The sequence below is a fragment of the Granulosicoccus antarcticus IMCC3135 genome, from assembly GCF_002215215.1.
GTDB lineage: Bacteria > Pseudomonadota > Gammaproteobacteria > Granulosicoccales > Granulosicoccaceae > Granulosicoccus > Granulosicoccus antarcticus.
In genome coordinates this window covers 2,366,844-2,389,461 of sequence record NZ_CP018632.1, presented here as the reverse complement: position 1 = coordinate 2,389,461, position 22,618 = coordinate 2,366,844, and the positions used below count along the sequence as shown (strand labels likewise).

Here is a 22,618-nt window from a genome sequence, read left to right as displayed (position 1 = left end):
TCATGAAACTACTTGTCATTCTGATCCTGTTGGCTCTGCTGGCCATTGGTGTGCGGCTTGTGGCCCCAAGGCTGGGCCACAGTGTCGCTGGTGGAATTGTGGAGCTTGAGGGTCGGGTAAGCCTGGCCGATTGCCCGGACACTCCCAATTGTCATCGTGATCAATTCACCATCTCAGCGGATCCATCGCTTGCCATCAGCACTCTGGCGGATATCGTCAGCGGGCAACCCGGCGTAAAAATCATCACACAGGGTTCAGACTATCTGCACGCCACCTATTCCACACGTGTCATGGGGTTCGTGGACGATGTGGAGTTCCTGCTCGACACTGATGGTGACGCTCAGACAGGCTCACAACCACGGGTGCTGGTTCGCAGCGCCTCACGCCTCGGCAAGAGCGATCTGGGAGCCAATGCGAAACGCGTGGAAGCCCTACGCCGCGATAGCATCAATCGGCTTTGAATTCGGCTTGCTCAACCATTTGTCGAGCATCTGCTGCAAGGCCCCCTCGGCGATGGGCTTGATGACATAGTCATCCATACCCGCCTCCAGACAACGCTCACGGTCCCCTGCCATCGCATTGGCAGTAACGGCAATGATGGGAATCGTGCAACCGTTCTCGCGAGCCTGTCGTGTAGCCTCATAACCATCCAGCTCTGGCATCTGACAATCCATGAAGATGATGTCGTAACTTGACGCCTGCAGTGCAAGCAAAGCTTCTAGACCATTTTCGACAACCGTGATATCACAACCCAGATCCTCCAGCGCAGCCTCTATAACCAGCTGATTTATCGGATTATCCTCCGCCACCAAGGTGCGCACTGGCAGCACAGGCTGTACATCGGCTATTTGTCTGGCGAACTCAGAATCAGCCAGGGTAGCAGCATCCCTGGACATTCGGGTTACGGGTGGGCTGAGCATATCCACAGGATTCAGGGGCACACGCACGGCAACAACCGTCCCGTGCCCGGGCTCACTGTCAATCTGCAAACTGCCATCCATCAGATCAACCAGCCCCTGGACGATGGTCAGTCCAATACCACTACCACCCGCAGGCCGTTTGGAATTACCCGGCACCTGGTGAAATAGCTGTCTGACCGCTTTCAGATCGGATGCCGGGATGCCGCAACCCGTATCGCAGATACTCAGCTCCAGCATGTCGCCTTCTGCTATCAGCTGAATGGTAATTTCGCCCTGCTCGGTGAACTTCACCGCATTACTGAGAAGCTTTTGACATATTTGTCGCCAGCGCTGCGAATCCACCAAAACGAAGGGTGGAAAGCCTGGGTCGATATCCAGTGTCAGAGCAACGGGCTTGCCTCGCAGTTTACTGTGCGACACATCAACCACTTCCTGCGTGATATTGCCCAGGTCACCACCATCGATAACCAGCTTGATATCCTGACTGGCAAGACTGGCAGCATCCAGCAGATCACTCACCAACTCGAGCATTTCCTCACCGGACACGTTGAGGGTCTCCACCAGGCTTTGCTGCTCGCGACTCAACGAGGTCTTGCCCAGCATTCTCACCATGCCCAGCACACCGTTCATGGGCGTACGTAACTCGTGACTCATGCGGGTCAGAAATTCATCCTTGCCCAGCAAGGCTCGCTGGTTGCGCAGGCGCAAAAGCAAGGTCTCACGTTTCTGCTGATGGAAGCGATAAGCCAGATACAGGCAGCCTGCACTGATCAAGGCCACGGGCACCAGAACACGGAAAAAACTCTCGTCGATGATGTCCTTCAAGCACAGCACCAGGCCTGCAAGGACGCCAGCAATGAAGACCTGATAGCAGACCGGCCAATGACCCAGGGAGACGACGGCACCCAGCGCTGCGATGACTGGCAACACGGCAATGATGAATTGATCAGCCAATTCGAGCTGGGGACTCCACAACAAGGCAATGGAGCCCCACCACATGCCCGTCAAGGCCATCAAGGCGGTAAACAGCAGCACGGGTAAGGGCCGATCGTGATGAGCGCGTGCCCAGAAAATCAACGCCAGCCGCAAACCGAACACCGCAACAGCAGCGATCGACCAGTACAGCAAGGCATCATCTGCCACGCGATCATAGAAAAATGCCACTGTACTGAAAAAGATGATCAGCGCCAGCAACCAGGATGATAGCGCGTCATCAAACAGAGCCCGCTGGAGCGCCGCATTTACCTCTCTGACTTCACCTTGCGGCTCCATGTGCACGATCTATTCATTGAATTTGAACAGATATCGGCCTGCATCGAGCGTAAGGTAAGGTTTACGTAACGTGCACCAACTATTTTGCGACGACGTTCGCAGCCTGCCGATCGGCATGATAGGACGAGCGCACCATGGGACCACTAGCAACGTGCGAGAAACCCATTTCATTACCAACACGAGCCAGCTCATCAAACTCGGTGGGATGGACAAAACGTGATACTGGCAAATGCGACTTGCTGGGTTGCAGGTATTGACCCAGTGTCAGCATGTCGACATTATGATCTCGCAAGTCTTGCATGACTTGCTGCACCTCTTCGATGGTTTCTCCCAGACCCAGCATCAGGCCCGATTTGGTCGGCACATGAGCAAAACGCTTCTTGTGATTTTCCAGCAGATCCAGCGACCACTCGTAGTCGGAACCCGGTCGGCACTGTCGATACAGCCTTGGCACTGTTTCCAGATTATGATTGAACACATCTGGCGGATTGCTGGACATGCCATCCAATGCCTTTTCCATACGGCCTCGGTAGTCAGGTACCAACACTTCAATCTGAATACCAGGACTGGCGGCTCGTACGGCCTTGATGCAAGCGTCAAAATGACTGGCACCACCGTCTCGCAAGTCATCCCGATCAACCGATGTGATCACGATGTAACTCAGACCCAGCTGCGCTACCGCCTTCCCCAGGTTGGCTGGCTCATCGGCATCCAGCGGATTAGGCTTACCGTGTGCCACGTCGCAGAACGGGCAGCGGCGTGTGCAGATATCGCCCATGATCATGAAGGTTGCCGTGCCATGACTAAAGCACTCCCCCAGATTGGGGCAGCTGGCCTCTTCACAGACAGAGGAGAGATTCAACTCCCGCATCATCTGTTTGATTTCCTGTACCCGGGGGTTGGTTGAAACCCGGGTTCGGATCCACTCAGGCTTGCGAACAAGCTCGGTGGTGGGAGCTACCTTGACGGGGATGCGCGCCAGCTTGGCAGCGCCACGCTGGTGACCTTCGGGGTCGAATCGAGAGGGGGCTGTATGGTCCATAAGTGGAATTCTACCAGTTCAATGCCGGGTTACCGTTAATGGGCTTCATGGCGTACCGGCCAATTGACCACGAACGTGGGACACGAGTTGTTCGATGATTTTATCTTTGGCTACAGTAACACCCTGCAGGCTGGTAGACGTGACTTCCAGGCCACGATAACCACAAGGGTCGATACCGGAAAAAGGGGTCAGATCGGCATCAATGTTCATGGCCAGGCCGTGATACGTGCAGCCGCGCCGGACGCGAAGCCCTAATGCAGCAATTTTGGCCTCTTTGACATAGACGCCTGGCGCATCACGACGCCCGGCCGCTTCGATGTTGTGCTCTGCCAACAATTCGATAACGCTGTTTTCCAGCCGGATAACCATATCGCGCACGCCCAGATTCGATCGCCGCAGATTGATCAGGGTATAGATAACGACCTGACCCGGCCCGTGATACGTAACCTGACCACCACGATCGCTCTGCACGATGGGAATGTCTGCCGAGTTGAGGATATGCTCGCGCTTTCCCGCCTGACCCAGGGTATAGACAGCCGGATGCTCACAGACCCACAACTCATCAGCATCATCCGCTGATCGCTGATCGGTGAACTCGCGCATGGCCTTCCATGTAGCGTGATAATCCGCAAGACCTAGATAGCGCGTTATCACAGCGTATACAACACCCGTTCCTCAGACTTCAGCGCCGCATAAATACTTAGCAGGTGCTCATGATCACGGGCAGTAAAATGCACACGAACGGACAGATACTTGCCTTCCTTGCTCAATAGCGTATCGAAACGTACTGGCTCAGGTTCGATCAGGGGCATGACCGTTGTGGCAATCAGTGTTTCGAAGTCGTCTGCGTTTAGGCCCATGGCCTTGACCGCAATCTCAGCCGGAAATTCTATAAGAGTTTCTGTTGTCATGCCCTTACTGGAAATAGCGCTGGATGGAATGTTTCATGCGCAAGAAGATGCCGCCCTCTTCCACTTTTTGCAAGGCCAGCAATGGAACTTCGCTAACGATGTCTTCATTAACCATCAACACGCTGCGCCCTACGTCCTGACCGATACGCATCGGCGCCCGCAGGTACTCGGTAACTTCGAGCCGGGTTTCCAGATTGTCGAAGGCGTCACGTGGCAAAGTCAGATACAGATCTTCAGCCACTCCCAAGCCGATAGTCTCTTGAGTTCCCATCCAGATGCGCGCCTGAGTCAGCTGTTCACCTGCCGAATAGACTTTGCGGGTCTTGAAGAAACGATAGCCATAATTGAGCAGGCGCTGGCTCTCGGTAACACGTGCCTTGTCACTGCTGGTACCCAGAACCACTGTGATCAGTCGCATATCATCACGAACTGCTGATGCCACCAGGCAATAGCCTGCAGCCTCTGTATGACCAGTCTTCATGCCATCGACAGAATCGTCACGCCATAACAGCGTATTGCGATTCTTCTGGGTTATTTCGTTGTAGGTAAATTCGCGCTCAGAATACAGTTCGTAGGTTTCTGGATGCTCGCGAATGATGGCACTGGCTATCAAGGCAAGATCGCTGGCGGTTGTGTAGTGCTCCGGATCAGGCAGGCCCGAGGCATTGGCAAAATGCGTTGCACTCATGCCCAGCCCTTCCGCGGTGCGGTTCATCATGTCGACAAAACCGGCTTCGCTGGCAGCAATATGCTCAGCCAGTGCAACACTGGCGTCATTGCCAGACTGGATTATCAGCCCGCGCAGCAAATCACCCAGTGGTACCAGGGTGCCGGCTTCAATGAACATGCGTGAACCCGGCATGGCCTGGGCCGCGGCTGAGACAATGACCGGCTCATCCAGCGTCACACTACCCCGCTTGAGCTCTTCTGAGACAACGTAGGCGGTCATGAGCTTGGTCAGGCTGGCAGGCTCGATGCGCATGTCCGGCTCTTTGGAGGCCAGAACCCTGCCGCTGGCATAATCGAACAGTAGATAGCTTTTAGCCGCCAGCTGCGGCGGTGCCGGCAACGGCGCGGCTGCCACGGCAGGGTTCACCGTTGTCAGCAAAACCATCAACAGGGCGACACTAAAACCCAAACAGAGAAGAAGGCGGGTGGATATGACTCGAGGGAACTTCATAGTAAAACCTGGCTGGATAGGCGCAAACCGTAAAATCTGCACAACAGTTTAAGGGATTAGTGGTTAGAGTTAATCAGGGGTTGGCCGAAATTACCTTGTAACTCTGGATTCCAGCCTGCGTCAGAGAACTCTGTGCATCTTTCATCGACTGCTCACTGGACAGGGGGCCGATACGCACGCGGAACAAATTGAGAGCCGCATCATGACTGATCTCTGCCGGCACTTCAGCCAGAAAGTTCTGCAAATTGTCGAGCATCGTCTCCGCGTTGCCAGCATTGGCAAAAGCCCCCACCTGGAGGTAGGTCCACTCGGACGCATCTTCTGATTCAGCGTTCAATAGTGGTTCGGGCAGCGGCTCGGATAACGCCTCGGCCGGACTTGCGACTTCGGCCTGAACCACAACAACCTTTGGCGGTGCAACCTCTGCCTCTGCCTGAATCTCAGGCTCGTGAGTGCTGAGGGCTTCTATGAAAACTTCCGTCTTGCCCTGCTCCAGCATATCCAGCTCGACCGCGGCTGCATATGACAAATCAATGATTCGATCTTCCACGAACGGACCACGATCATTAACCTTGACCACGATCGATTGCCCTGTATCGACACGTGTTACACGTACAAAAGTGGGCAACGGCAGATGCTTGTGGGCCGCTGTCAACAAGTGCATGTCATAAGGTTCACCACTGGAGGTGGGCCGACCATGAAACTTCTTGCCATACCAGGACGCCACGCCCCTCTCCTTGAAGCCCTCGGCACTGTCCAGCACTTGGTAGTCCTTGCCGAAGACCTTGTATTGAGTCGCGTTGCCGTAGCGTGATTTGGGCAGGTTCTCCACGATCACCTTACGCATGCTCAGACTGGCGGGGTCGCCGGGGCCATCGCCGGCAACGGCCAGCTTCCAGGCTGGCTGAGCGCCTACCGCAGAGCAACTACTCGTCAGGCCTGCTGCCAAGAGACAGACACCGACACGTAAGGTCAACATTTTCATGGGTCAGATTGAGCCAGGGTCGAGTCGATATTCTGTGCCAGTTGCAAGACAGCCATGGCATACAGACGACTGTGGTTGTAACGTGTTATCACATAAAAATTCTGATAGCCCACCCAGGCCTCTTCACCGTCGGCACCATCGAGCACCATGACTGACAGCAGACGTTCGTCAGCCGTACCGGCTTGCAGCTTGTCAGATCTGAAACCCAATGCCGAAACGCCCTGAGCCGTCACCGCAGGTGAGAGTGAACTTTGCACCAGGGTACTTACCGCATCAGGAATGGCGCCATCAAATTCCCAGCGATCTGCAACCGGCGCACCTTCGACCCAGCCGTGTATCGAAAAGTAGTTGGCAACCGAGCCAATCACATCCGCAATCGAATTGAACAGATCTCGTTTGCCATCGTTGTCAAAATCCACTGCGTACTGCTGATAGCTTGAGGAAATGAATTGCGGCACTCCCATGGCCCCCGCGTAGCTGCCCTGACGCTGATGAACATCCCAACCCTCGTTCTCGGCCAGTATCAGGAATTCTCCCAGCTCCTTGCGGAAGAACTCGGCTCTGGGTGGGTAGTCAAACCCCAGAGTGCTCAGGGAATCCAGTACATCGTATTTGCCTGTGATGCGTCCGTAGAAGGTCTCCACACCAATAATGGCCGTAATGATGGCGGGCGGCACCCCGTAGGTCTGCCTGGCACGTTCGAGCAACTCGGCGTGCTCGCTCATGAACTCCTGACCTTGGTCGATTCGTTTCTGTTTCAGAAAGATGGGGCGATACTGGGCCCAGGTCAGTGTACGTTCTGCCGGTCGGGAAATCGCATCGATCACTGCCTGCTGGTAGGTGGCACGCGACATGATACCTGCGAGGCGATTGCGATCAAGACCGCTGCTCTGACTCAGCTCATCCAGAAAGTCGCGCACATCCGTGCGCTGCAGGAATTTACCTGGCGGATTCCCATCGGGTACCTCGGTCGGTGTCTGAGTGGAATCTGCGAGCAGCGATGCACTTGTCATCGGGCTCAACAGTACCGTTGCCAATACGGCAAGAATTGAAAGCTTGATCATTATCGACATTCTAGTTCACAGATCCTGACAATTCAGGTGATCTTTACCTATCTGACATCAAACCAGTCAATCGGTGCCTGTCCATGCTCCTGTAACCACTGATTGGTCTTCGAAAAATGCCGGCACCCCATGAATCCACGGTGGGCCGATAACGGTGAAGGATGTGGTGCGGTTAATACATGATGACGTTTTTCATCAATGACCTGCCCCTTTTTCTGTGCATAACTGCCCCAGAGAAGAAATACCAGGTCGTCACGTTCATCACTGAGTTGCCGAATCACATTATCCGTAAAGGTTTCCCAACCACGCCCCTGATGGGAGGCCGCCTGACCATTCTCCACCGTCAGAACGCTGTTTAGCAGGAAAACACCCTGCTCGGCCCACGGAATCAGACAGCCATTGCGCGCAGCAGCCATCTTTGGCTCACCATCGTTCAGGTCGCTGTCAATTTCCTTGTACATGTTCAATAGCGAAGGTGGCACACGGACACCTTCGGGCACGGAGAAACTCAGCCCCTGTGCCTGCCCGGGTCCGTGGTAAGGGTCCTGCCCCAGGATCACGACCTTCACCTGATCGAATGGTGTCAGCGAGAACGCCTTGAACCAGTTACTCGAATGCGGAAAGATCACTGCCGACTGCGCTTTACGGGTTGCGAGATATTCTCGCAACTCACGCATGTAGGGAGCTGCAAATTCAGCGTCCAGACGGGTCTGCCAGCTGGGGTCAATTGCGGATTGTTGTGCCATACACAGAGTCTACCTGCTTGGTCGGGCGAATGGCTGAGGTATAGTATGTCGTCGCCGTGATTGAGACGGGCAACAAAGCCGTCTATCATCAGACCTATCTATCACCGCTCCGGACTTTCGACATCAGGCCCGTGCACCTAATCTATACCGGTTTGCTCGGCCTGTTGCCGGTCGCGACCTTATCATTGGTCGGCAGTACCTTCATCGTCAAAGACGTGCAGGCCGCCCAGTGCCCGGTTTCCCGGTTCGTCTATGAACCGGGGGCCTTTGCAAAGGTGCCCGGCGAGCAGATAGAAGCAGAGGCAGATCGAATAACCTCACAAGACGGCACTGTCTCCTTGGAAGGTAATACGACGGTTCGCTATCAGGGACGTGAGCTGGCGGCAGAAAACGCCTCTTACAACCCGACAACCGGCAAAGTCTCCGTCACCGGTGATCTGAAATTTCTCGGTGAAGGCTTTCAACTGGAGAGCAGTGATGCAGTCATCGACATGGACGATGACTTGTTCCGAACAGGACAAAGTGAATACGAGCTCGATCTCAATGGCAAGCGTGCGACGGGTACCGCAGAAACCATGGAACGCAATGCTGACGGCCATTTCATCATGGAAGCCGCCACCTATTCGACCTGCCCTCCAGGTGATCTGAGCTGGTTCGTTCGTGCAGATCGTATTGATCTTGACACCGAAGAAGGCGTCGGCACTGCCAGAGACTTGCGATTGGTCTTCAAGGGCGTGCCCTTGCTGGCCTTGCCAGTCTTCAGTTTCCCCATCAGCGACAAACGCAAGACCGGTTTTCTGGCACCGATTCTGGCACGCAGGGATACCACAGGGCTGGAACTGCATCTGCCGTGGTACTGGGACATCCGCCCTGACCTGGATGCCACTTTCACACCCCGTTTCATGAGCAAACGTGGGGTACAGCTGAAAAGCGAACTGCGCTACCTGAATCGCCAGGGATTGTGGACACTGGACCACGAGTACCTTAAAGATAGTGTGCTGGATGGACAGTCGCGGTATTTCACTCAACTAGCGCATGAAGGCAGTTTCAGTTCTGATCTCACCTCCTCCATCCTGGCCAGGCGGGTATCGGACACGGATTATCTGGACGACCTGAGTGACAGCTCAGAGATTGCCAGCATCACTCATCTGGAGCAACGAGCAGATCTGAACTATGAACGCGGCGGCGTGACGGCGCTGGCTCGTTTGCAAAGTTTTCAGACGGTTGACGACAGCATCTCCGCTGAGGACAGACCCCATCGACGACTGCCTCAACTCAAAGCCTCTGCACGTTCAAAACGACTGCCATTCGGTATTCGCAGTGACATCGAGGGCGAATTTGTCTATTTCGACAAAGATAATGCCGTCACCGGTGCACGAGTTGACATCAGGCCACGTTTGTCGCTGCCTATCGTGCGTGATGCCTGGTTCATCAAACCCAGCGTCGCTCACCAGTTCACCTATTACAACCTGAACAATACCAGTCCGGGTGGTGAAGACACCGGCTTCGAACCCAGCCGCAGCCGTAATCTTGACTCCCTGAGTGTCGACAGCGGCCTGTTCTTTGATCGTTCGCTGGATGAGCATGGCTCTGTGCAGACACTGGAACCTCGACTGTTCTACCTGAAAGTCCCTTATCGGGATCAATCGACCATTCCGATATTCGATTCCAGTGCCTTCGATTTCAACATCAGCCAGCTGTTTCGCGAAAACCGCTTCAGTGGCGCCGATAGAGTCGCCGATGCCAATCAGCTGTCCATGGCTTTGACGACACGCATGATTGACGGTGCCAGCGGCCAGGAACGGTTCAGTGCCAGTATTGGACAAATCCGCTATTTCGAAGATCGTCAGGTAACCTTATCGACGACTGATGAAGTGGATGAGCGTTACTATTCGGATTTTGTCGGCGAAGTTTCCACCAGTCTGAGCAAAGACTGGAACGGCAAAGGCAGCATCCAGTGGAATCCTGACAACGAAAGTACTGTGCGCAGCTCCTTATCACTCAGCTACCGCCCCGCACCCAGTCGCATTCTGAACTTGACACATCGTGTCGTAAACAGCGATGGCAGCGATGATAGTGAGGCCAGTTCACAGCAGATTGATCTCTCGGCACTCTGGGACATAGGCGACAACTGGCAGCTCGCCAGTCGATGGAACTACTCGCTGGATGCTGATCAAAGTATAGAGACGCTATTGGGTCTCGAATATGACAGTTGTTGCTGGGCAGTACGTTTTGCCGCCAGACGTTATATAGCGGACGATGGTGAAGAACATGACACCAGCATCTATTTCCAGCTGGTATTGAAGGGGCTTGCTCCACTTGGGCAAAACTATGGCGACTTGTTGGAAAATGCCATTTTGGGTTATCGAGACGACGTTCAATGATTGACAGATCAATGGTTCTGAAAAAACCCTCCAGCTGCACAGTTGCACTATTACTGGCCTGCCTGTGCACAGCACCGCTCACAACTCTGCAGGCTCAGAGTCAGCCAGGCACGCCTGCAACCGCCAGCGACGATATCGTCCTGGACGGTATTCGTGCCGTGGTCAACGAAGGGGTCGTACTTGATAGCGATGTTATCTCGGCTATCGAGTTCTTCAAGCAACAGGCTCGCAGTAATCGCCAGACTGTTCCGCCCGATGATGTACTCGCCAACCGGGTGCTCGAAGATCTCATCAATCAGGAAATTCGGCGACAGCACGCCCGTGAAACAGGTATCTCCACAGATGCTGCCAGTGTCAATCGCGCCATCGAGCAGATCGCCCGCAATAACAATATGGATACTCTGCAATTTCGTCAGACATTGCAGAACCAGGGTTTCAATTACGATTTGTTCCGTCAGAACATCGAGCAGGAGCTTCTGATGCAGCGCCTGATAGAACGTGAAGTGCAATCGCGCATTCGCGTGAGCCAACAGGAAATCGACGACTACGTCGACTCCATCAAGAATGATGCTGAAGAACAGCAACGCTACCGTATCCAGCACATTCTGCTGGCGGTCCCAGAATCGGCCACGGCCGAGCAAATGACCGATGCCGAAAGTCGTGCAGAGGAAGTTCTGACACGCCTGCGCGCCGGCGACGATTTTGCGGAAGTTGCAACAGCGCTATCGGATGGCGCCCGTGCCTTGCAAGGTGGCGATCTGGGATGGCGAACACTCCAGGAGCTACCCGAGTTTCTATCCACGGCTCTGAAAGACATGTCCCCTGGCGATCTCAGCGAACCTTTGCGCTCGGCTAACGGCCTGCACGTAATACGACTGTCTGACCGTCAAAGTGGCGACCAGACACAGCAGGAACAGACTCTGGCACGCCATATATTCATTGCCGGCGACGACTCTGATGTTGAGAATCGTTTGCGCGAGGTGCGCACACAGCTACTTGAAGGCGGCTCGTTTGACGAGCTTGCAGCCAAATTCAGCGAGGACCCGAACAGTGCCAAGAAAGGCGGCGAACTACCCTGGTTCTCCGAAGGACAGTTGCCACCTGCTATGGAAGATATGGCCAACTCTCTGGCTCTGAACGAGCTTAGCGAACCTTTTCGCACACAGTTTGGCTGGCACTTGCTGGAGGTCGTAGAACGACGTACGCAAGAAATCGATGAGAATGCCTTGCGTGAACAGGCCAATAACGCCCTGCGTCAAGGCAAGGTTGAGCAGGAAATCGAACGCTGGTCACGGCAGTTACGTGATGAGTCCTTCGTGGAAATTCGCAATTGAGTACTTGCATTGCCCTGACCCCCGGAGAACCTGCGGGTATCGGGCCTGATCTGACAGTCATGCTGGCGCAGAGCTCGCGCCAATCACGCATCGTCGCCATAGCCGATCGTGAAATGCTGCAGGAACGGGCAGAACTGCTCAAACTGCCCCTGCGGATACACGATTTTCAACCTGACAATCCGCAGCACTGCCAAGCGGCTCCATCGGGTGAAGCCATGGACCTGCCCGGCGAACTTTTCGTACAGCATGTTCCGGTGCACAACAAAGTCAGATGCGGTCAGCTGGACGCCAGCAATGGCCCCTATGTTCTGGCGACACTGAATGCTGCCGTGGATGGTTGCCTGAGCGGCCAGTATGGCGCCATGGTGACAGCCCCCTTGCACAAGGGCATCATCAACGATGCGGGCATTGCGTTCACCGGGCACACTGAATACCTGGCTGAACGCACCCACAGCGAGCCTGTCATGATGCTGACGGCCCAGACAGCTGACGGTCCCTTGCGGGTCGCTCTGGCCACGACACATTTACCGTTATCGGCTGTGCCAGCGGCACTCACCGCCCAGGTGCTGCGCCGTGCCCTGCAGATACTGCACAAGGATCTCATTGAACAGTTCGGCCTGGCGCAACCCCGAATTCTGGTCGCCGGACTCAACCCCCATGCCGGTGAAAGCGGACATATGGGTCGTGAGGAAATTGATGTCATCGAACCCGTACTCGCCGAGCTTCGTGCCAGCGGTATGGATCTGACAGGACCACTGCCTGCCGATACCTTGTTCACACCACAGCATCTGCAACATGCAGACGCGGTCATGGCCATGTTTCATGATCAGGGCTTGCCAGTGCTCAAATACGCAGGTTTTGGCAAGGCCATCAATATCACTCTGGGCTTGCCCATCATCCGCACCTCCGTTGACCATGGCACCGCCCTGGACAAGGCGGGTAGCGGCAACATCAACAGCGGCAGCCTCGGCGCCGCAATCGCACTCGCCACCCAACTGGTGGCATCGCGACAGGCTACAAACAACTCGTGAATCACAGAGCTCGCAAGCGCTTTGGCCAGAACTTCCTGCAAGACTTGAGCATCATTGAACGCATGCTGGCCGCCATGCGTCTGGAAAGAGACGATCCGGTGGTGGAAGTGGGTCCCGGCCTGGGCGCACTGACCCTTCCCTTGCTGGAGCGACTCGATCGCCTGGCCGTGGTTGAAATCGATAGAGATCTCATCCAGCTACTGGAAGCCCGCAACCTTGATGGCCTGACCATACATAACGGCGATGTCATGAAGTTCGACTTCAATGCTCTGGCCGCGGAACTGGCAGGTAGCGCGCCGACAGAGCACTCATTGCGCGTGGTCGGCAACCTGCCCTACAACATCGGCACACCGTTGCTGATACAACTGCTTGATTGCCATGAACAGATTCGTGATGTACACGTCATGCTGCAAAAGGAAGTCGTCGACCGGCTGCATGCCGATCCCGGCACTCGCGCTTTTGGACGACTCAGCGTATTGATGCAAAGCGTCTTTGAAGTAACCCCACTGTTTACGGTCCCGCCCGAGTCATTTGACCCGGCACCCAAGGTACAGTCAGCGGTGGTGCGCCTGAAACCACGCACGGATGCCCCTGACAAGGCATTTCTGGCAGCATTGCAAGCCTGTACCCGTATCGCCTTTGCCAGCAAACGCAAGACGCTCCGAAACAACTTCAAGGGCTATCTTGATGAGGCGGCACTGGAAAATCTGCAAATCAACCCCCAGGCCCGAGCAGAAACTCTGAACCTTGAAGCGTTTTATCGCATAGCAAAACAGTTGGGTGATGTGCAAGCGGTGTTAAAATAGGCAATCTCACTCAGGACTCCGACACCATGGACCTCAACATCAGTGATGGTATCCAGGTAGATGTGGATACCCTGTATGTGGAATCCGAATCAGACCCGGATAACAATCGCTTTGTTTTCGCCTACACCATTACTATTCGTAACATAGGCGAAATCCCGGCTAAATTAATGACTCGTCACTGGGTCATTCGTGATGCGAATGGCAAGGTGCAGGAAGTCCAGGGCGACGGTGTGGTCGGCGAACAGCCTCACCTGAAACCCGGCGAAGGCTTCCAGTACACCAGCGGCACAATGCTGGAAACTTCCATGGGAACCATGGGAGGCAGTTATTGCCTGGTGACCGATACAGGCGAGGAATTCAAGGCACCGATCGCAGACTTCCTGCTCTCAGCGCCTCGCACATTGCATTAGACTCTATCGACCTTATCCGGACTTCGACCCGGTAAACCTGCAGACAACCCGCATGACAACTTATGCCATCGGCGATCTGCACGGTTGCCTGACACCGCTACATCGCTTGCTCGATCATCTGGCGTTTGATCCAAACGCCGATACCTTGTGGTTTGTCGGTGATCTGGTCAATCGAGGTCCGGACTCCCTGAATGTGCTTCGCTTCGTCCGCTCCCTGGGCGATAGTGCCATCAGTGTTCTGGGCAACCACGATCTGCACCTGCTTGCAGTAGCCCATGGAATTCGGAAAAATTCGGGCAAGGACACCTTGCAGGAAATTCTGGACGCCCCGGATAGAGACGAGCTTCTGCATTGGCTGGCTGCACGCCCATTGATGCATGTAGACAAAGCACTGGGCCATACGCTGGTGCATGCGGGCATTCATCCTCACTGGACACTGCAGAACGCACAAAAACTCAGCGCCGAGCTGCACTTGACACTGACCCGGGAGCTGGAAGATTTTCTGTCGTATATGTACGGCAATACACCCGATCAATGGAGCAAGAAACTCTCTCCCAAAAAACGCCGACGATTTGCCATCAATGCGTTCACCCGCATGCGCTATTGTCGTTCGGATGGCAGCCTGGAGCTGGATTTTAACGGCGCACCCGCACGGGCACCCGAATCACTGCTTCCCTGGTATGCCCTGCCCGATCGCAAATCGCTGCCCACCACGCTCATCTTCGGCCACTGGTCCAGCCACCCCAGCCTATGCCGTCCCGGCGTTATTCCTACCGATCGGGGCTGCGCCTGGGGTGGTGATCTGGCAGCTTACGCTATCGAAACCGCCACCAGCCATTGGGTCAGCGGCCAAGCCTGAGCTCTTCAGTTAGCTGTTGAGCGAGCATTGAGCTCACTGGTACTCATACCGGTCAGCATGACGGCTGTCGCTGAGTCTGCCAGCATCCGCTGACCGAAGAGGCGAGCCCCTTCAAGACTCCAGTGGCCATAGTCGGTGTACAAAACCAGCCCCTGCTCATCAATGGCATCACAGCGGCTCGCCTCATCGCTGCACAGGTACGACACTTTATCAACAAATGGCAATTGCAACACTTCAGCCTGTTGCTTCAGATTCTCATTCAGCGCATCCAGGTTTGTCGTTCGTGTTGCAGCCAATTGCTGATCGATAGTATCGTCAAGGCCGATCTGCAGAATCAGAGCCGGTACATTCTTGAATTCTGCACTGCGTCCCATCACAACCACTTGAGGCGGCGACTCTGGCTTTCCGGCTGACCTCAGAAAGTTTGCAAATGGCTCGATATTGGGAAAGGATGTCTCTTGCCAGCGCGTCGATATAACGATTCGATCGACCTGAGCCAGCATCTCAGACGCCAACACAGCATCATACTGCTCGCCACAGCGAACAAGTTCGGAGGCAGACAAGCCGGTTACCTGTTCGTCAGGTTTATCTGCAAACAAGTACAGACAGACGTCGTCCAACTCAAGCCGCCTCACAGAAATGCGGCTATCCCCTTCCACATTCAGGTACAGGGCATTGAACATATCAGTCGAATGCGAGTCTCCCATTACCAGCACTTTCTCTGCAGCAGCATCAAAAGGCAGGTTGGATGTCGCCTGCTCATTATCGATGAACTGTCGTCGATCTTGCTGTCTTTCCTCGAGAATGCCGATGGAATGGATAACGGCATCATCAAAACGCCAGGACCAGCCGTTAATGGCATAGGCATGCACCGATAGCATCGATAAAACCAACGGTACTGCCAGCCAGCCCCAAAGCCGACGGCTTGCACCGGGCTTGTTACTGCCAGCGCCAAACCTGAAACGTTTCTCGATACCGTAATACATCACGGGGGCTGCCATGAACATCAGCACCAACAAAGCAATCCGAGTCTTGCCGAGCACCGCATCCGCAAAGGTCACGTGTTTGTACAACACCACGATCGGCCAGTGAACCAGGTAGAGAGAATAGGATATCTTGCCAACCCAGACACTAATCGGATTTCGCAGTAAATAACCGAGGAAACGGGCATTGCCACCCACTATCACCAGAGCCGCTCCCATGCAAGGCAGCAAGGCATAGATATCCGGAAAGGGTGTGAGCTTGTCAAATGCCAACAGACTGTAGCCAATCATCAACAGACCCAGCAGACAGAAAAACTCTCGGAATGTATTTCGCAATGGTTGCAGCGCCAACAGAGCCAGACCTGCACCAATACCAAACTCATAAATTCTGAAGGGCATCAGGAAGAAGCCGGCTGATGGCTCGTATTTCGTGAATACCAGCGCACCATACAGACTAAGCAATGAAAGCAGCAGAACCACCACCGGCAACACCCAGCGTGAACGCCTGCCTACCAGGAAAATCAAGGCCGGCCAAACCAGATAGAACTGCTCTTCGACACTCAGTGACCAGGTATGCAGCAGCGGCTTGAGTTCGGCTGTTGCATCGAAATAGCCCGATTCTGCCCAGAAAAACAGATTGGATGCCGAGAATAGCGAGGCCAGCAGAGCGCCGCTGAATCGCTGAAAGTGATCAGGGGTCAGGAAGAAGGCCGCGACAACAAATGTCCCCAGCAAGACCGCGATCAATGCCGGACCCAGACGGCGTATGCGGCGCAGATAGAAATGCTTGAAGCTGAAATTACCAGCCTGGACATCCTTGACCAGCAACCGCGTAATCAGAAATCCACTGATCACAAAAAAAACATCAACACCGACGAAGCCCCCCGGAATCCATTTGAATTCCAGGTGAAACAGCACGACACTCATCACGGCAATGGTTCTCAGACCATCTATTTCCGGCTGATATTTCTGGCTAGGCGTCATCGCACTAACCGCTTCAGAATTTTGCTTCATGATCTAGGGTTTCTCCAGCACCCAATAAGTGACGGGCACGCCACCGGTTGTCTCAGGATCACGAACATCCTCTGAGATCACTTGCCAGTCTGACCAGTTGAAACTCTCAAGCCAGGTATCGCCTTCGTACTCATGATCCACAACGGTCAGATAAAGACGTTGCGTACGCGGCATAGCATCGCGACACAAAACAGCGCCGCCGATGATCATCAGCTCCTCTGCTCCAGAGTCTGCTGCCAGATTGCCTGCCATTTCCAGAGCCTCATCCAGACCTGCCACAGCCTGTACACCCTCCGCCGTCCAATCCGGATTGCGCGTCACCACGATATTGGGTCGTCCCGGCAAGGGACGCCCAATGGAGTCAAAGGTTTTGCGCCCCATGACAATGGGCTTGCCCAGAGTCACTGACTTGAAATAGGCCATTTCACCGGGTATATGCCAAGGCATTTGACCATTCTGGCCAATCAACCGGTTTTTATCCATCGCCATCATCATGGCGAGAACCGGTTCAGATTTTTGTTTCATTCTGCCGATGCTGCAATGGGAGACCGGCATATTATACGTCAGCCATGACACTGGTTGAGCGACAACACCGAGATACGGGCCACGTTAAGCAACAGTAAACAGAGCACCTGAGTCCAGAATATCAACCGACCCGTCTGAGAAATTCTTTGGTTCGCGGATCCTGAGGAGCATCGAAGAGTTGCTCCGGTGGTCCCTGCTCAACGATACGACCGCCATCCATGAAGATCACACGATCCGCAATCTCACGGGCGAACTGCATCTCGTGCGTGACAATCAGCATTGTTTGCCGACGTTCGGCAACGCGGCGCATGAGATCGAGAACCTCACCAACCCACTCCGGGTCGAGAGCCGAGGTTGGTTCATCAAACAGCATGAGCTGGGCGTCAAGCGCCATCGCCCGCCCTATGCCAACGCGCTGCTGCTGACCACCCGAGAGCGCTGCCGGATAAGAGTCGGCCTTATCGGCCAACCCCGTTTCCTGAAGAATTCCGTCAGCGCGTGCCTCGGCGTCGGCACGTGATCGATTCTGTACCACTATCAGCGCCTCGGTAATATTCTCACGGGCCGTCTTGTTGGCGAAGAGTGCATAATTCTGAAAGACGAAGGCGGTGCGGCGACGCAGTGTAAGGATGTCGGCTTTGCTGGCTGTCGCCACATCCAACTCCAGATCGCCAATACTGATATGACCTGCCTCGGGACTGTCCAGAAAGTTCAGACAACGCAGCAGTGTCGACTTGCCGGTACCTGATGGGCCGATCACCACGATCCGTTCGCCATCGGCAATCTCCAGATCAATACCATCCAGGACAGTCGTCTTCCCGAAACGCTTGGTAAGGCCTTGAACCTTGATCATCGAGCGAACGCCTTGTTGAGTCGGTTTTCAAGAATCTTCTGTAACTGCGAGAGTACTTCCACAATGATCCAGTAGAGAATAGCGACCACCAGAAAGGCCTCGAAATACAAAAAGCTGCCGGCCGCCTCTTTCTGAGTAGCACCCATCATTTCTGTCACGCCCAGCGTGAACGCCAGCGAGGTGCTTTTGATAATGTCGATAAAATAGTTGACCAGCGTTGGCGCCGCAACCCTGGCTGCCTGCGGCAATACGATTCGTCGCATCATCTGCGCCTGAGTCATGCCGATTGACTGGGCGGCTTCCCATTGGCTGCGATCGACGCCGACAATCGCTGCACGAATGCTCTCGGCCATATAAGCCGAGAAGTGCAGAGTCAGCCCCATGATGGCGGCCGTGACGCCATTGATCTGTGTCAGAAATGCCAGCACCTGAGGCAACCCGTAGTAGAACAGGAACAATTGCACCAGTAGCGGTGTACCGCGAAAGAAACTGATGTAAAGCATGACAAACAGGTCGAGCACAGGCACCCGGACTACCCGCTCGACCGCCAGAAGCGAGCCCAGAATCAGAGCCAGAACCATGCTGGCAGTTGCCATACCCAGTGTCAGCGGTATGTAGCTCAGCAGTACCGGCACAAGGCCGAGCATGTAGTCTAGATCGAGGCCCTGCATCGGTAGTTACTCCGCAACCGTAATGTCACTGCCGAACCATTTAGCCGAGATTTCAGCCAGCGTGCCGTTTTCCCGAAGCGTGCTCAGAGCCGTGTCGACCTTGTCGCGCATCGCACGACCTTCGTCATCATTGCGGAACGGAAGTGCATTGTGAATCTCGTCGAAAGGCTTTCCGGCCAGAGCCAGCGGCAGCGGGCTTTTCGCAATCAGCTGCACCGAGGAGACGCGGTCCATCACGAAAGCGTCGACTCGTCCGAGCGAGGTGTCCAGTGCGATATTACTTTCGTAAGTCTTGACGTTGATCTGCTCGGCATAGGGCAGATCGTTCAGCAGCTCCTCAAAGTTCGAACCCAGATTGACAGCCACCGTCTTGCCCTTCAGGTCTTCGGGTCCCTTGATCTTGTCTTCCTCACCGGCTTTCACCACCACTTGCGCGCCATCGTAGACGTAAGGCTGAGTGAAGGCGAACTTCACTTCGCGCTCTGGCGTAATAGTGATCTGGTTGGCGATCGTATCGATGCGATCGGATTCAAGCGCGCCGATCAATCCGGAAAAGGACATCGTTTCAAAAGAGATATCCAGACCGGCCTGTTCGCCCACCGCATTCATCACGTCAACTTCAAAACCTTGAAGCTTGTCCTGACGAACAAAAGTGAAAGGGAAGTAGCCGCCTGACATACCAACCCGCAACTGCCCCGCATCCTGGGCAAAGACAGTGGCAGGCAGGGCTGCCGACAGCGCGGCGACCAGGGCAATGAGTTTGAGCATGAGAGGATCTCCTTTAAAGGGCCTGAACCTATGGGGCATCCGTGACAGAAGCATCACCTGAGCCAGACCAGGAATCTGGCTCATTTTTCATGAATAGCGCATTGCCCTGAATGAGAAGAACTGTAATAGACAACACGGGCATCAGAGCCTGGAGTTCTGAATTCTAACGGATATCCTCACTTCTGAATGCGCAATCTCAGAATTGCAAAAGAATATACCGACAGCACCTGATGCCACGGCACTAATCCGGACTAACGTCGATTCATCAACATTCTGAGCACACCGGTTCGGTGCAGATAATAAAGCAGGGTCATGATGGATGCGATGGCGGCAGCAAGATACGTCAGGAACGCGGCATTGAGCACATTGCTGGCTCCACCCGCTTCTTGCTGAGTTACGATTCCGGCATCAACCATCGCTTTCTTTGCACGAGCGCTGGCATCCCACTCAACGGGTAGCGTTACTACTGAAAATACAACTGCAGCAGCGAACAAGGCACAACCGAATAACAACACCGGCATGCCAAATACTGGAACCAGCCCCATCAAGAGTCCACCGACCATAATCACTGGCATCGACATCTTGCTGGAAATGTTGGTCACGGGCACAAGTTTTGAACGCATTTGCAACCAGCGATAGCCCTGCGCATGCTGTAAGGCGTGACCAGCTTCGTGGCAGGCAACCCCGATAGCCGATATGGAACGAGCGTTATAGACAGGTTCGGACAATCGCAAGGTTTTATCGCGTGGATCATAGTGATCGCTGAGCCGGCCTGATACCGCTTCGATTTTGCAGTCGGTCACACCTTGACGCTCAAGCATGAGCTTGGCAGCTTCCGCCCCTGTCATATTCGCCTGCGTACCCACCTTCTCGTACTTTGCAAACGTGCGCTTGACCATCATGGATGCCAGTCCAGACAGGACCATGCCCGGCAACATGACCATCAGCAGGTAATTCATGTCAAAACCCATCAAGGTACGAGCTCCATTCAATATCTATTATGTTCACTGTAAATCAAACTTTGCGCAAAAATGACATTGATATGTAAAACATCATGTGATGTCGTGACGTCGACCGAAAAGGGATGCGATGTCGTCATCATTTTTTACATTCGATGGTAATTATGCCCACTGTATTTGATGTTTGCATACATCGTAGTGAGTAGACTGATTTTTCCAAAGGCAGCGGAATAAACAGTGAAATACATTTTATTGGCATTCACCCTGGCCATCGTGTGCACCACCAGCGCACATGCCCAATCAACCAAGTCCTATGCTGTTGGCGGCCGCATGATCTGTGCGCTTAATGACAGTGGAGCTTTGAATTGTGCGACCGACAACGCATCCACACGTCTGCAACCACCCTCCACTACGCCGGTGCTCACCTCGATTGCCGCAGGCGATGTCCATGTCTGTGGACTGACTGAATCGGGTTCGGCTTATTGCTGGGGTGACAACGATTTCGGGCAGCTCAATGCACCTCAGGATGAGCAGTTTCTCAGCATAAGCGCAGGGATCAATTTTTCCTGCGGCGTGACTACAGATGGCCGAGCCCTTTGTTGGGGCCTGGATACACAGGGTGATGCAGAGCCACCATCAGATCAACGCTTCCTGCAACTCGCGCTTGACGCTAACAGCAGTTGTGGTTTGAAACTGAATAACGAATTGTCATGCTGGGGGCAATACGACCTGGCAACGCAACTCAACGAACAGGAAACGTTTACGAAAATAGCACTCAAGGACAACAATCTATGCGGTTTGACTGAGACCAGCAGTATTCTCTGCAACTTTGAGTCTCTGGCACCGAGCGGCACAAACATGATCGATGTTGCCATGACCGGAGATCTGGTTTGTGGGCTGCAATCCACAGGGGAGCTGAGCTGTAGAAGCAACAACAGTAACCAGGATTGGCAGCAATATCTGGACGGAAAAATTGCAGATATCAACAATGGAGCTGAGGTTGTCGCTTTATATGGCGGTGGTGGGTATTTTACGAAAATTTGCTACTCAACTGCCGATGACGGATTTGACTGTTTTGGTCGAGAAAACTCGGGGGAGCCGCTTCTGCCTGATAGTGGGTTGCCGATGCTCGACGCACCACTCGACCTTAGCGCTGATGTGTACTCAGATTCGACAGTAGAACTATCATGGAGAATCACCACTGACATCAACAACGTTTTTACGCTGGCTGGGGCAGACATTTATCGCGATGGTGCACTCCTTACCTCCACCACGAACAGAAACAGCTTTATTGATGACACACTGACCCCGGGTGTCGACTATGAATATTCCGTAGCTCTGTACATGTCCACAGGAGAACGTGGCGCACAAAGCCCCCCTATCACCGTGAATTCGGACAGGGATTCAAGCGGCATGGGCTCAGACTACACCCCGGTAAACCGGGCATTAACACCCACAGGGCTGAGGGCTGTGAATTACAGCGCGAAGGACCTGGAACTTTTCTGGGATCGTCCGACATCATTGCCCGTAAATTTCAATGGCTACGAAATCTGGAGAAATCACGTTTTCCATGCATTCACCCCTGGCACGAGTTTCTACGATAATAGCGTCACGCCGGGTTCAAGCTATCACTACGATGTCCTTGCCGTCAGTCAGGATGGATCCATATTGGGATTTAACGGCGTCAGTGTTGAGACGAGTGACAACTAAGGGATCGTGAAATAATTAAGTATCAGTTTTCAGTTGGTCCTGCGCCTGTCCGGCAAGGCGTGAGAAGGGCGAATAGCTTGCTATTCAACCGCCGAACAACGCTGCAGGGCAGGATGCAGGGACGACTGAAAATGATAATTAATTGTTTCACGATCCCTAACAGCTTGCGTTAGAAAATGCGCCGGGCAGTA

At 54.1% G+C, this 22,618-nt stretch carries 22 protein-coding genes; 8 read left to right on the top strand and 14 right to left on the bottom strand.

The window, feature by feature from the left end:
* Positions 1 to 2: 2 nt before the first annotated feature.
* Positions 3 to 461, top strand: coding sequence for a DUF1499 domain-containing protein (locus tag IMCC3135_RS10410; protein WP_088917547.1), 459 nt, complete (start codon positions 3 to 5; stop codon positions 459 to 461).
* On the opposite strand, the gene IMCC3135_RS10405 is transcribed toward IMCC3135_RS10410, so the two are convergent.
* The 8 genes from IMCC3135_RS10405 to ung all read right to left on the bottom strand — a co-directional run bounded on the left by IMCC3135_RS10405 (position 432) and on the right by ung (position 8,120).
* On the bottom strand, positions 432 to 2,192 hold the full coding sequence (locus tag IMCC3135_RS10405) for a response regulator (protein ID WP_088917546.1): 1,761 nt from the start codon (positions 2,190 to 2,192) through the stop codon (positions 432 to 434). The genes IMCC3135_RS10410 and IMCC3135_RS10405 overlap by 30 nt on opposite strands.
* A gap of 79 nt (positions 2,193 to 2,271) precedes the next feature.
* Positions 2,272 to 3,234, bottom strand: coding sequence for a lipoyl synthase (lipA, locus tag IMCC3135_RS10400; RefSeq protein WP_088917545.1), 963 nt, complete (start codon positions 3,232 to 3,234; stop codon positions 2,272 to 2,274).
* Positions 3,235 to 3,279: 45 nt separating this feature from the next.
* On the bottom strand, positions 3,280 to 3,888 hold the full coding sequence (gene lipB / locus IMCC3135_RS10395) for a lipoyl(octanoyl) transferase LipB (RefSeq protein ID WP_088917544.1): 609 nt from the start codon (positions 3,886 to 3,888) through the stop codon (positions 3,280 to 3,282).
* Positions 3,885 to 4,145, bottom strand: a complete 261-nt coding sequence (locus IMCC3135_RS10390; protein WP_088917543.1) for a YbeD family protein — start codon at positions 4,143 to 4,145, stop codon at positions 3,885 to 3,887. The genes lipB and IMCC3135_RS10390 overlap by 4 nt, the downstream gene beginning before the upstream one ends.
* Positions 4,146 to 4,149: 4 nt before the next feature.
* A complete protein-coding gene (locus IMCC3135_RS10385; RefSeq protein WP_088917542.1) occupies positions 4,150 to 5,325 on the bottom strand; it encodes a D-alanyl-D-alanine carboxypeptidase family protein in 1,176 nt (391 codons plus the stop codon).
* A 73-nt stretch (positions 5,326 to 5,398) separates the two neighbouring features.
* Positions 5,399 to 6,310 (bottom strand): septal ring lytic transglycosylase RlpA family protein, encoded by a 912-nt coding sequence (locus IMCC3135_RS10380; protein ID WP_088917541.1) that lies wholly within the window; start codon positions 6,308 to 6,310, stop codon positions 5,399 to 5,401.
* Positions 6,307 to 7,374 carry a lytic murein transglycosylase B gene (gene mltB, locus IMCC3135_RS10375; RefSeq protein WP_157735906.1) on the bottom strand — a complete coding sequence of 356 codons (1,068 nt, stop codon included), beginning with the start codon at positions 7,372 to 7,374 and terminating at the stop codon, positions 6,307 to 6,309. Before mltB ends, IMCC3135_RS10380 begins: the two co-directional genes overlap by 4 nt.
* Before the next feature lie 47 nt (positions 7,375 to 7,421).
* Positions 7,422 to 8,120 (bottom strand): uracil-DNA glycosylase, encoded by a 699-nt coding sequence (ung, locus tag IMCC3135_RS10370; protein ID WP_088917539.1) that lies wholly within the window; start codon positions 8,118 to 8,120, stop codon positions 7,422 to 7,424.
* A 131-nt stretch (positions 8,121 to 8,251) separates the two neighbouring features.
* Here ung and IMCC3135_RS10365 point away from each other — a divergent pair, with 131 nt between their 5' ends.
* The 6 genes from IMCC3135_RS10365 to IMCC3135_RS10340 are packed head-to-tail and all read left to right on the top strand — an operon-like array spanning position 8,252 to position 14,944.
* On the top strand, positions 8,252 to 10,504 hold the full coding sequence (locus IMCC3135_RS10365) for an LPS-assembly protein LptD (RefSeq protein ID WP_157735905.1): 2,253 nt from the start codon (positions 8,252 to 8,254) through the stop codon (positions 10,502 to 10,504).
* Complete coding sequence (locus tag IMCC3135_RS10360; protein ID WP_088917537.1) at positions 10,501 to 11,838, top strand: peptidylprolyl isomerase; 1,338 nt, start codon at positions 10,501 to 10,503, stop codon at positions 11,836 to 11,838. Before IMCC3135_RS10365 ends, IMCC3135_RS10360 begins: the two co-directional genes overlap by 4 nt.
* Positions 11,835 to 12,869 carry a 4-hydroxythreonine-4-phosphate dehydrogenase PdxA gene (pdxA, locus tag IMCC3135_RS10355; RefSeq protein WP_088917536.1) on the top strand — a complete coding sequence of 345 codons (1,035 nt, stop codon included), beginning with the start codon at positions 11,835 to 11,837 and terminating at the stop codon, positions 12,867 to 12,869. The genes IMCC3135_RS10360 and pdxA overlap by 4 nt, the downstream gene beginning before the upstream one ends.
* Positions 12,866 to 13,675 (top strand): 16S rRNA (adenine(1518)-N(6)/adenine(1519)-N(6))-dimethyltransferase RsmA, encoded by an 810-nt coding sequence (gene rsmA / locus IMCC3135_RS10350; RefSeq protein ID WP_088917535.1) that lies wholly within the window; start codon positions 12,866 to 12,868, stop codon positions 13,673 to 13,675. Before pdxA ends, rsmA begins: the two co-directional genes overlap by 4 nt.
* A 26-nt stretch (positions 13,676 to 13,701) precedes the next feature.
* Positions 13,702 to 14,085, top strand: coding sequence for a Co2+/Mg2+ efflux protein ApaG (gene apaG / locus IMCC3135_RS10345; protein WP_088917534.1), 384 nt, complete (start codon positions 13,702 to 13,704; stop codon positions 14,083 to 14,085).
* Positions 14,086 to 14,137: 52 nt separating this feature from the next.
* Positions 14,138 to 14,944 carry a symmetrical bis(5'-nucleosyl)-tetraphosphatase gene (locus tag IMCC3135_RS10340; RefSeq protein WP_088917533.1) on the top strand — a complete coding sequence of 269 codons (807 nt, stop codon included), beginning with the start codon at positions 14,138 to 14,140 and terminating at the stop codon, positions 14,942 to 14,944.
* A 5-nt stretch (positions 14,945 to 14,949) separates the two neighbouring features.
* On the opposite strand, the gene IMCC3135_RS10335 is transcribed toward IMCC3135_RS10340, so the two are convergent.
* The 6 genes from IMCC3135_RS10335 to IMCC3135_RS10310 all read right to left on the bottom strand — a co-directional run bounded on the left by IMCC3135_RS10335 (position 14,950) and on the right by IMCC3135_RS10310 (position 20,750).
* Positions 14,950 to 16,941: an acyltransferase family protein gene (locus IMCC3135_RS10335; protein ID WP_088917532.1), complete on the bottom strand. Its 1,992-nt coding sequence runs from the start codon at positions 16,939 to 16,941 to the stop codon at positions 14,950 to 14,952.
* A 3-nt stretch (positions 16,942 to 16,944) separates the two neighbouring features.
* Positions 16,945 to 17,466 (bottom strand): dihydrofolate reductase, encoded by a 522-nt coding sequence (locus tag IMCC3135_RS10330; protein WP_088917531.1) that lies wholly within the window; start codon positions 17,464 to 17,466, stop codon positions 16,945 to 16,947.
* Positions 17,467 to 17,587: 121 nt separating this feature from the next.
* Positions 17,588 to 18,319, bottom strand: a complete 732-nt coding sequence (locus IMCC3135_RS10325) for an amino acid ABC transporter ATP-binding protein (RefSeq protein WP_088917530.1) — start codon at positions 18,317 to 18,319, stop codon at positions 17,588 to 17,590.
* Positions 18,316 to 18,990: an amino acid ABC transporter permease gene (locus IMCC3135_RS10320; RefSeq protein WP_088917529.1), complete on the bottom strand. Its 675-nt coding sequence runs from the start codon at positions 18,988 to 18,990 to the stop codon at positions 18,316 to 18,318. The genes IMCC3135_RS10325 and IMCC3135_RS10320 overlap by 4 nt, the downstream gene beginning before the upstream one ends.
* 6 nt (positions 18,991 to 18,996) lie before the next feature.
* On the bottom strand, positions 18,997 to 19,758 hold the full coding sequence (locus IMCC3135_RS10315) for an amino acid ABC transporter substrate-binding protein (protein WP_088917528.1): 762 nt from the start codon (positions 19,756 to 19,758) through the stop codon (positions 18,997 to 18,999).
* A gap of 251 nt (positions 19,759 to 20,009) precedes the next feature.
* Positions 20,010 to 20,750, bottom strand: coding sequence for a zinc metallopeptidase (locus IMCC3135_RS10310; RefSeq protein ID WP_205737991.1), 741 nt, complete (start codon positions 20,748 to 20,750; stop codon positions 20,010 to 20,012).
* A 204-nt stretch (positions 20,751 to 20,954) separates the two neighbouring features.
* On the opposite strand from IMCC3135_RS10310, the gene IMCC3135_RS10305 reads away from it, so the two are divergent.
* A complete protein-coding gene (locus IMCC3135_RS10305) occupies positions 20,955 to 22,427 on the top strand; it encodes a hypothetical protein (protein WP_088917526.1) in 1,473 nt (490 codons plus the stop codon).
* Positions 22,428 to 22,618 lie beyond the last annotated feature (191 nt).

Bases quoted from the DNA above. Each gene is read 5' to 3' on its own strand.
- apaG (WP_088917534.1), top strand. From the start codon at position 13,702: ATGGACCTCAACATCAGTGATGGTATCCAGGTAGATGTGGATACCCTG.
- IMCC3135_RS10385 (WP_088917542.1), bottom strand. From the start codon at position 5,325: ATGAAGTTCCCTCGAGTCATATCCACCCGCCTTCTTCTCTGTTTGGGT.
- IMCC3135_RS10335 (WP_088917532.1), bottom strand. From the start codon at position 16,941: ATGAAGCAAAATTCTGAAGCGGTTAGTGCGATGACGCCTAGCCAGAAA.
- IMCC3135_RS10330 (WP_088917531.1), bottom strand. From the start codon at position 17,466: ATGAAACAAAAATCTGAACCGGTTCTCGCCATGATGATGGCGATGGAT.
- IMCC3135_RS10320 (WP_088917529.1), bottom strand. From the start codon at position 18,990: ATGCAGGGCCTCGATCTAGACTACATGCTCGGCCTTGTGCCGGTACTG.
- mltB (WP_157735906.1), bottom strand. From the start codon at position 7,374: ATGATCAAGCTTTCAATTCTTGCCGTATTGGCAACGGTACTGTTGAGC.
- IMCC3135_RS10405 (WP_088917546.1), bottom strand. From the start codon at position 2,192: ATGGAGCCGCAAGGTGAAGTCAGAGAGGTAAATGCGGCGCTCCAGCGG.
- ung (WP_088917539.1), bottom strand. From the start codon at position 8,120: ATGGCACAACAATCCGCAATTGACCCCAGCTGGCAGACCCGTCTGGAC.
- IMCC3135_RS10325 (WP_088917530.1), bottom strand. From the start codon at position 18,319: ATGATCAAGGTTCAAGGCCTTACCAAGCGTTTCGGGAAGACGACTGTC.
- IMCC3135_RS10340 (WP_088917533.1), top strand. From the start codon at position 14,138: ATGACAACTTATGCCATCGGCGATCTGCACGGTTGCCTGACACCGCTA.
- IMCC3135_RS10410 (WP_088917547.1), top strand. From the start codon at position 3: ATGAAACTACTTGTCATTCTGATCCTGTTGGCTCTGCTGGCCATTGGT.
- IMCC3135_RS10315 (WP_088917528.1), bottom strand. From the start codon at position 19,758: ATGCTCAAACTCATTGCCCTGGTCGCCGCGCTGTCGGCAGCCCTGCCT.
- IMCC3135_RS10380 (WP_088917541.1), bottom strand. From the start codon at position 6,310: ATGAAAATGTTGACCTTACGTGTCGGTGTCTGTCTCTTGGCAGCAGGC.
- IMCC3135_RS10390 (WP_088917543.1), bottom strand. From the start codon at position 4,145: ATGACAACAGAAACTCTTATAGAATTTCCGGCTGAGATTGCGGTCAAG.
- IMCC3135_RS10360 (WP_088917537.1), top strand. From the start codon at position 10,501: ATGATTGACAGATCAATGGTTCTGAAAAAACCCTCCAGCTGCACAGTT.
- lipA (WP_088917545.1), bottom strand. From the start codon at position 3,234: ATGGACCATACAGCCCCCTCTCGATTCGACCCCGAAGGTCACCAGCGT.